This window comes from Lentisphaerota bacterium (assembly GCA_016873675.1).
GTDB lineage: Bacteria > Verrucomicrobiota > Kiritimatiellia > RFP12 > JAAYNR01 > VGWG01.
On sequence record VGWG01000111.1, the window covers coordinates 1 to 8,366 of the forward strand.

At 71.0% G+C, this 8,366-nt stretch carries 6 protein-coding genes; all 6 read right to left on the reverse strand.

Annotation, left to right across the window (positions count from 1 at the left end):
- Positions 1-1,221: VWA domain-containing protein (locus FJ222_10815; protein MBM4164910.1), on the reverse strand; the 1,221-nt coding region annotated here is incomplete at its 3' end.
- 8 nt (positions 1,222-1,229) lie between these two features.
- Entirely contained in the window at positions 1,230-3,191 is a 1,962-nt protein-coding gene (locus tag FJ222_10820; protein ID MBM4164911.1) for a hypothetical protein, read from the reverse strand.
- Positions 3,022-3,900, reverse strand: coding sequence for a DUF58 domain-containing protein (locus tag FJ222_10825; protein MBM4164912.1), 879 nt, complete (start codon positions 3,898-3,900; stop codon positions 3,022-3,024). The genes FJ222_10820 and FJ222_10825 overlap by 170 nt, the downstream gene beginning before the upstream one ends.
- 13 nt (positions 3,901-3,913) lie before the next feature.
- On the reverse strand, positions 3,914-5,413 hold the full coding sequence (locus FJ222_10830) for a hypothetical protein (GenBank protein MBM4164913.1): 1,500 nt from the start codon (positions 5,411-5,413) through the stop codon (positions 3,914-3,916).
- Positions 5,410-6,342, reverse strand: a complete 933-nt coding sequence (locus FJ222_10835; GenBank protein MBM4164914.1) for an ABC transporter ATP-binding protein — start codon at positions 6,340-6,342, stop codon at positions 5,410-5,412. Before FJ222_10835 ends, FJ222_10830 begins: the two co-directional genes overlap by 4 nt.
- A gap of 7 nt (positions 6,343-6,349) precedes the next feature.
- A complete protein-coding gene (locus FJ222_10840) occupies positions 6,350-8,227 on the reverse strand; it encodes a hypothetical protein (protein ID MBM4164915.1) in 1,878 nt (625 codons plus the stop codon).
- Positions 8,228-8,366 lie beyond the last annotated feature (139 nt).

Sequence of the window (8,366 nt, forward strand, 5' to 3'; positions counted from 1 at the left end):
CCGGTCGAGCGCCACGACGATGGCCATGGAGAACTTCCGGTGTTCGCGGCGCAGTTCCATTGTCACCGGCAGCGCGGGTTCGAGCGCCGAGCGGTAATAACCGCCCAGGCCGAAGGCGTTGCGGCCGCCGGTCAGCAGCAGACCGCCGCCCGCGTGGCGCACCCAGGCCTCGATCATCTGCAGCGCGCCCGCGCCGAGACGGTCCGCTCGGGTGTTTTCGATCACGACACCCGCATAGCCCGCGAGCGCCTCCAGGCCATCGCCCAGCGCCTCGGGCGCGCAAACCTCCACCTCGACGCCACCCGCTGCGAGCAGATCGGGCAGTCGTGATCCCGGGCCCGCGGTCACACAGGCCAGCGGTTTGCCGCCCGCCACGCGCACCAGGAAACGGGCCGTGTTGTTTTCGGGCACCGGATCGGACCCCTCGCCGTCAACCGTCAGGGCATACCCGCGCACGGTGCCGCCGCCTGTCTCGGGCAGGTCGCGGATGACGAGCGGGGAGAGTCCGCGCGGCAGGCGGCGCGCGCCCTGCGCGATCACCGTCGCGCCGCGCCGCAACGTGAAAGATGCCTCCTGCTCAATTGGCGAATCCACCCACGCCGTGACCAGCAGCGCCTCGCCCGCGCGTATTTCCTGCGGCGCATCGACGCGCGCCACGGCCGTGTCTCCCGCCGCGCCGCGCGTCTGCAGGCGGTAATCGAGGGCGACGCCGCGCGCGGCCGCCACCCCGGCCGCCTCCTGCGGATCGCGTCCGGTGAACCGGCCGTCGGAAAGGACCAGCACGCGCCCCGGCGCGCCGGGCGGGATCAGCGAGAACGCCGCCTGGAGGGCGTCGGCGAGATTGGAGGCGTCGGGGTCATGCGCCGTCAGAAAGCCCCCGAAGGCCGTGGTTTGGGGCTGATGCTCCACCGCTGCGCGTGTGGCGAACGAGACGACGCCGAGGCGGTCCTCGGCGTGGCGGCGCCCCTGCACGGTCTGGATCAGCGCCAGTTGCCGGGCCGCCGCGCCCGGCGGCAGCGAGGCGCTGCGGTCGGCCACCACGATCACCGTCCCGCCGCCGCGCCGCAGCAGCAGGGTCGGCTCGGCGAGCGCGAGCACGACGGCGCCATACACGCACGCTCGCAGCGGGGTGAGGAAGCGGCCCGGAATCCGCCACACCCACAGCGCCGCCAGACAGGGCAGCGCGAGCAAAATGAGCACGGGTTGGAGGAGTGTGGGCATGGTTACCGTCACGTTCTGTCTGGGGCTGCAACAGTGTCGCTGATCTTCCGCCCCAGCACGCCGTGATGGATGCCGGCCAGCAGCAGCGCCGCGAGGCCGGGAAGCCAGGCGAAGGAGCGGTGGGTGCGTTGAAGCCGTTCCCCGTCCTGGACGCCGGACCAGCGGCCAGTCATCCGGCCGCGCAGATCGGATTCGCCCGGAGCGAACAGGTTGACGGCGAATGGCTCGGATTTGCCGCCGGGCAGCATCATCCGGTAAAGGCCGGGAACCGGCGGCGCCCAGATGGCGCGGCCCGCGTGCGTCCGCAGGGTCAGCGTGCCGCCGGGGGTTTCGAACACCGCCTCGGTCGCGCCGCGCCCCGCCATGAAGGGCGCCGTCACGCCGGCGCGGAGGTTCCGCGAGGCCGGTCCGGGCTGCGCCTCGGCGCAGGCCTGCGCCAGGTTCCAGATCAGCGCGGGCCAGGCCGCCGTCCGGTAGAGGGCGTCGCCGGCGCCCGTGGTGACGAGGTGAATCACCGGCGCCCGGCGCGGGGGCGCGTCGACGCTCAGCAGCGGCGCGGAACCGGCAAACAGCAGGACACGTCCGGGAAGGGCGTTGGTTCCCGCCGGCCACACCAGACCGTCGAAGGAGAGACCTTCGAGCAGCGGATGCGAGCGGTCGGCCAGGTAGGGGCCGCGCACCAAGCGCGGCGCTGCTGGAGCCGTGAAAACCACCTGCCAGGGGGCCGCCGGTGCGCCGCTGTCATTCGCCGGATGATCGGTGAAAATGATCTGCGGCTCGGATGCATCCGCGCGAAACCGCCCCGTCGCCGCCAGCGCGCGTTCCACGGTTCGCCGCAGGGCGGCGTCGGCAATCCGCACGGCGGATGCGACGGGGCGGGGCGTGTCGGGCAGCAGCAGCGCGCGGTTGTCGGTATCGAGGGCGTCGGGCTGCAGCGTGATCGCCAGCGCGGGCGTGCCGGGGGGCAGATCCAGCGTCAGCCTGCCGCGTCCGCCGTGGCCGAGGTCCACCACGCCCTCGAACAGCGTCCGCTCGCCGTCCGGCGCGCGGGCCGTGATACGCAGCGGCGCGCGCGTCCCCTCCGGGCGGCCAAAGCCGGCGACCTCGACCAGAAGCGCCTCCGTGCCCCCTTCGCGCGGCGAGCGGTCGGCATAGGTGATGCCCGTGTTGGCCTCGATCGAGCCGAAGGACAGCCAGCGCACGCCGGGCCGCAGCGTGTCGCCGGCGGGCGGCGGCCGGTCGGTGAGGACGAGCACCTCGTCGGTCTTTTCCGACAGTTCGCAGGCGCGGGCCAGGGACGCCTCCAGGGTGTCGGACGGCCCGAGGCAGGCCGTCTCTGCGAGCCGCGCCGCCGCCTGGGCGGGTGGCACGGTTCCGGCCGGTTCGGGTCCGTTCGCGCCGGCGAGGATCAGCCGCACGCGCGCATAGCGGCCGCGGCGCACGTCGGCCCGCAACGCCCGCACGGCCCGATCCTGCGCCGACGCCCCGGAGGCGTCGCGCGCCGTCATGGAGACCGAGGTGTCGCACACCACCGTTAACGCGCCCAGCCCGGGCCGCAGCACGTGCGGTCCGATCGCCGCCGCCACCAGCGCCGCCAGCGCGGCCAGTTCAAGGTAGAACAGCGGCGGCAGGCGGAGGCGGTCGCGGTGCAGCCCGCCCCGACTCGGCCGGATCGTCTGCCGCCACAGCATCAGGCTCGACACCGGACGCCGCCGGAAGCGGGCGCGAAAGGTGTAGACCGCCACCAGACCGGCCAGCGCCGCCACTCCCGCCAGCGCGTATGGAAAGGCGAACACCATGCTACACGGCCTCCAGCAGTCCGCAGGTTTCCAGCGCGGCGAGCCGGCCGCCGGCGGCCATCCGTTCCGCGGTGACCGGCGCGAACGCCGCGCCGCACCCGCGGCAGGCGGTGCTCCAGCCGTCGCGGAGACGCGCCAGCGCCGCGCCATACGCCGCGCAGGCCGCGGCATCGATCAGCAGGTCGGCCCGTCCGCCCGTCTCGACATCCTCCAGCCGGTGCGGACCGCGCCAATCGGGCGCCTCCTCCTCGCGCGCCAGAAGCTGGATGACGGTGAGCGCCGCCGCGCCGTCGGCCAGCCGCCGCAGCACGGCGGCCGGTTCGGCGGGCCAGAGCAGATCGCTGATCAGCACGCGCACCCCGTGCCGCCGCCACGCGGGAGGGGCGTTCAGGAGGGCGGCGTCGGGCGAGACGGCCGCGTCGAAGTCCGGCTCCCGCCACACGGCCGGATCGTGGCGCGAACCGGTGAGTTCCTCCACCCGCTCCCCCGCGAGCCAGACCGTGTGGCTGCACTGCGCGTTGTCCGCCGCCGCCGCGCAGGCGGCGGCCAGCGAGACGGCGGCGGCGGCCTTGGCCGTGCCCTCCAGCCGCATCGAGCGCGAGCAGTCGAGCACCAGATCCAGATGCGGCGCCACCTCCTCGCGGAAGAGCCGGACGACCTCCTTGTCGCTGCGGGCGTAGACGCCCCAGTCGAGGTGGCGCAGATCGTCGCCGGGATGGTAGTCGCGGTAGTCATGGAAATCGAGCGACGCGCCCGCCTGCACGCCGAGCCGCACGCCGTTGCGGCCGCGCAGGGCCGCGCGCGGGAGCGCCAGACGATAGCGCAGGCCGAGCGCCTGTCCGGCCAGAAGGCTCTCCCGCTGCGTCGTTGGATTGGCCATGCGTCCCGTCCTCTCAGGCGCCCGGCGCCAGCGGCGGCGGAGTCTTGGCGGAGGCGTCCGCCGTTCTCGGCGCGAAGCGCAGCAGGGCGGCGCTCAGCCCCGGCAGGTTGGCCGCCACGGCCATCGCGGCCCAGAGTCCGGCGCCCAGCGTCAGCGGCGCGATCTCCGGCTGTTTCTCGCTGAACACGGCGAACACATTGCCAAAGAGCCAGGCCGCATCGCGACCGGTTTGCACATCGCCCAGCGCGACCAGGGCGGGCAGCGCCCAGCCGAGGATGATCAGCACGACCGCGACGACGCCCGCCAGGCGGTAGGTGACCCATCGGTGCAAGCCGAACTGCCACAGCGCGCGGACCGACCAGACGTAGGCGATCAGGTAGAACAGAAAGCCCGCCAACCGGCCGGCATTCATGTCCGCACCGGCCTTGCACCACGGCAGTCCGCTGTTCTCGCAGAGGATCACGATCCCCACGGAAAGCGCGCCGGGCAGCAGCGCCCAGATCATCCCGTTTTCCGCCCCTGAGAAAAACAGGAACTGGCGCATGCGCGTCAGCCGATGGCGCGAGATCTCGCCCAGCACCCGTCTGCTGTAGCCCGGCGCAAACGAGGCGGAGACGCCGGAGAGCACCGCCGTGACGCAGATGCTCACGATCGACCAGGCATAGACATAGTCCAGTTCCGTGTCGAGCCACGCGGCGGCGCCGGCGATGCCGCCCCATGCGAGCCACACGCCCGTGAACCAGAACCGCACCGGGGGCGCGCGGTTGGCGGGCGGCGGCATGATCAGCGCTGTGATCGCCGCGCGCAGCAGCAGGCAGGCGCTGACGCAGCCGGCAACGAACAGCCCCGGCCACACCCAGTCGGACCACGTCGCGAACGAGAGGCGCGAGCCGAACGAGACCATCGCCGCGCCGCCGGCGTTGACCATGCCGACCAGCGAGGCGTGAAAGCCGAGCGCGTGCAGCAGGATGATCACCCGGAACACGCGCGAGGTCGAGGCCGCGGCGAGGAAGAGGCCCTCGTACACGCAGCAGACGGCGACGCAGATGAGCATCAGTGTCGCCAGCAGCGCCTGGAAGACATCCAGTCCGCGCAGCAGGTACGAGAGCGACAGGAAGGGGAGCGCCGCGCCGGCGAAGAGGAGGATCAGGATGAACGCCGCCGCCGTCTTGCCGTCCACGAACTGCCGCGGCTTCAGGATGGTCGTGTACTGCAGGTCGAGATGCTCGCCGCTCCGTTCCGCCGCCATGCGGATGCCCACGTAGAAGGGGGCGCAGAACAGCAGCAGCACCGTCAGCACGAAATAGACCGCATGGAACACCTCCTTGCCGAGACCCTGGGCGGCCAGGGCAACGCCCTGCTGCAGGCTCTCGCGCGAGCTGAGCAGCACGATCATCACGGCGATGAAGGCCACCGACAGAAAGCCGATCAGTCCCGCGGCCACGAGCCGGCTGCGCACCATCTGCCGCAGCTCCTTCAGCGTCACCGGATTGATCACGTCGCTCACGCTCATGCCAAATCCCCCCGGGTCACCTGCATAAACACGTCCTCCAGCCCGATCTGCTCCTGGCGGAACTCGGCGACGCGCACGCCCCGCTGAATGAGCGCGGCCAGGATGTCGGCGGCGGCCTCGCCGCCCGCGGCCGTCTCCGCCGCGCAGCGGTCGCCGCGGACCTGCGCCGCCGTCACGCCGGGGATTTCGAGCAGGATCCTCGCCAGCGCCTCGGGCGCCGGGGCCAGCGCCCGCACGAGCACCCGCTGCGTCGGCTGGCCGCCCCCCGCCAGAGTCGCCACCGTGCCGTTGCCGACCAGCACGCCGCGCTCGATGATCACCACGCTCGAACACATTTCGCCGAGTTCGGAGAGGATGTGCGAGCTGATCAGCACGGCCTTGCCGCTCTCGGCGAACGCCCGCACCAGCTCGCGCAGCTCGATGCGCGCCCGCGGGTCGAGGCCGTTCGCCGGCTCGTCCATCACCAGCAGCGACGGCCGGTGGACCAGCGCCCGCGCCAGGCTCACGCGCTGCTTCATCCCCTTGGAGAGGCTCTTGAGGGTCTTGTCGCGGATGGGTTCGAGTCCGGTGAAGGCCTCGACTTCGCCCACCGCGTCGCGCAGCGCCGCGCCGCGAAAGCCGAAGGCGCGCCCGAAGAAGTCCACGTATTCGTGCGCCGTCATGTCGGCGTGTTCCGGCAGCGCGTCGGGCATGTAGCCGATCTGCCGCCGCCCCGCCTCGGGAAAGTCCGAGACCGACACGCCGTCGATGAGCACATCGCCCGCCGTCGGTTCGTCGAGCGTGGCGAGAATGCGCAGGGTCGTGGTCTTGCCCGCGCCGTTGGGGCCGACAAATCCCACCACCTCGCCCATGCCGAAGCTGAACGAGACGCCGTTCACCGCCTTGACCTTGCCGAAATGCCGCACCAGATTGCTGATTTCAATGGACATGACCGCCTCAGTACTTTCCGGCCACAAGGGCGCGCGATGTCTCCTTGGTCCGGGATCCGGCCAGGGGGTTCTCCAGGAACGGACAGCCGTCGAGCACCGCCACATAGGTGCCGGGGCCGGGCTCGTCGAGTCGGTTAAGCATCTGCTTCTCCACCAGATCGGCCAGTCCCCAGCCGGGGAGCGGCGAAGCTGCGGCAGACCGCAGCCCGTCGTAGGCCGACGGCGCGCCGGCCGCGCGCGGACCCTCCTCAGCCAGCACGCGCTTCTCCCCGGGTTTTAAATCGCGCGTTTCGTAGAGCCGGCCGGCGCGGTCGCAGAGCCGCAGTCTCAGGATCGGCGCGCCCAGCGCGTTGACCACCTCGGTTTCGCCGTCGCGCGGTTCTTCGACAAGCAGCCGCTCGACACGCTCTTCGCTCCTGCGCAGCCGGAAGAACGCAGGCAGGCGCGGCGTGACCCACCCCCGAACAAAGTGCTGGTCCTGTCCGCTCGCGATCCGTCCCCCTTGCACGCTTGAGACCGGCGACACCTCGGTTCCGCGGTCGAAATGAAGCCCGTCCCGGAGCGAGGTCGGTGCATAGACCCCCAGCGCGCCGAGCGTCACCGCCCGCCGCTGCGGCTGGTCGAGCAGTGTCACGGACTGCCGCCGCAGCGAGGGTGTGATCCCCTCTGACACGAGCGCGTAGACCAGGATCGCGGCGCTGAACAGGATGGATACGGCCGGCACCAGCGCCAGCAGCCAGATCCGCCGGTTGACGCGACCGGTGAAGACCACCGCGCCGGGGCCTGCAATCAGCGTGAACGCCAGCAGGATGAGGAGGAAGCGGTTGACCGGAACATGGATGTTGGCTGTCACGGGGATTTCCGTGAGGCACGAGTCGGCGTTATTACGGAAAAGCTGCGGGAAGCTGGCGGCATACCACGAGTGGCAGAGCCGAACGAGGGTGTTGCTCGGAAAGGCGTCAAACGCGCCGTGGCTGGTGGCGGAGACGACGCCAAAGCCGTACCGGGACTCGACATACGCTTCGCCCGACAGGGGCCGGTCCGCCCGGTCGCCGGTCTCGGCCCACCCGTCGGGTATCTCATTCAGTCCCGCAAAGGTGACCCGGCCGCCGGCCGCCACATAGGCCCGCAACGCCTCGCGCGCCTCGGCGGGCATCTTTTCGTAGTCGGATGCGGCGATCACGCACCCGTCGAATGCGCTGAAGGCCAGCCAGTTTTTCGGCCAGCCCGCGCCTTCGCCCTCGAAACGGAAGGGATTGAAATTGTCCAGATTCTCGCGGGTGAACATCTCGGCTGCGAAAGTCTCTGAGGAGTCGCTCCGCACAGAGTGACCTCGACGATATCCGGGGCCTGCTGCAGTCGGGGCGCAGTCGGCCAGCCGTGACTTCAGCCCCTCGGCGGAAAGCCCTTTTGATACGAATACCGACAGCGCCGTGCGCCGGTTCCAATAGGATTCGAAGGAGGGCGAACGGGTGGACTGCTCGACCCGCGGCTTGCCCCTGACGCGAATGTCCACAGTGTCCGATCCGGCCAGTCCCACCGGGGGTTGGATCAGGGAGACCTCGGCTCGCGCGCCGGAGCCGACCACCACCGTTTCGGCCAGCGAATGCAGTCCCTCTGACCCCGAATAAATACGGCCCGGGATTTCGAGGGTCACCGTGTGCGTCTGCGGTGTGGGATTTTCAATCACGAAGCGGCGCTCGACAGCGCCGTGCGTCCAGACGTTCGGACTGAGCGTCAGGTCCGTGAAGGTCAACCCGCCCGGCAGCGCTGAACCCTGGGCTGCGGCCAACCCCGCTGCGAACACCACCACCAGCGCCCCGGCCAGCCATCGGTGCTGGACCTGTTTCAGATACAACGGATTGCGGATCAGGTATTCGCTCACGCCTTCACCTCCACCCCCTGCGGCAGCCGCATTCCGGCCGGGTCGAGCGCCTCCGCCAGTTCCTGCGACAGCGCCGATGTCGTGACCTGATCGAGCCGCGCCTGGTAATTGAGGATCAGGCGGTGGTTGAGCACCGGCT